At 43.8% G+C, this 804-nt stretch carries 1 protein-coding gene; it reads left to right on the forward strand.

Translation table 11 applies throughout. From position 1 onward, the window contains the following. Positions 1 to 804 (forward strand): DUF1542 domain-containing protein (locus tag D8848_RS10635; protein WP_125450673.1); only part of this gene is annotated, 804 nt, incomplete at both ends.

Genomic DNA, 804 nt, shown 5'->3' on the forward strand with positions numbered 1-804 from the left:
AGAAAGCAAAAGCTAAGGAAGATGCAAAAGCGAAAGCAGACGCAGCGAAAACAGCAATCGATAACGCAACAACAAATGATGCAGTAACTCAAGCTAAAAATGATGGAGCAACAAGTGTAGACTCAGTCACTCCAACGCCAGTAGCTAAGCCAGCGGCTAAAAAAGCAATAGATGACGCACTTAAAGCTAAGAAAGATGCGATCGATGCGAACAACGACTTAACAGCTGAAGAGAAAGCAAAAGCTAAGGNAGATGCAAAAGCGAAAGCAGACGCAGCGAAAACAGCAATCGATAACGCAACAACAAATGATGCAGTTACTCAAGCAAAAAATGATGGGGCAACAAGTGTAGACTCAGTCACTCCAACGCCAGTAGCTAAGCCAGCAGCTAAAAAAGCAATAGACGATGCGCTGAAAGCTAAGGAAGCAGAAATCGATGCGAACAACGACTTAACAGCTGAAGAGAAAGCAAAAGCTAAGGAAGATGCAAAAGCGAAAGCAGACGCAGCGAAAACAGCAATCGATAACGCAACAACAAATGATGCAGTTACTCAAGCAAAAAATGATGGGGCAACAAGTGTAGACTCAGTCACTCCAACGCCAGTAGCTAAGCCAGCAGCTAAAAAAGCAATAGACGATGTGCTGAAAGCTAAGGAAGCAGAAATCGATGCGAACAACGACTTAACAGCTGAAGAGAAAGCAAAAGCTAAGGAAGATGCAAAAGCGAAAGCAGACGCAGCGAAAACAGCAATCGATAACGCAACAACAAANGATGCGGTAGAACAAGCTAAGACTGCAGGAACAA

The sequence above is a fragment of the Streptococcus mitis genome, assembly GCF_003942775.1.
Taxonomy (GTDB): Bacteria; Bacillota; Bacilli; order Lactobacillales; family Streptococcaceae; genus Streptococcus; species Streptococcus mitis_CN.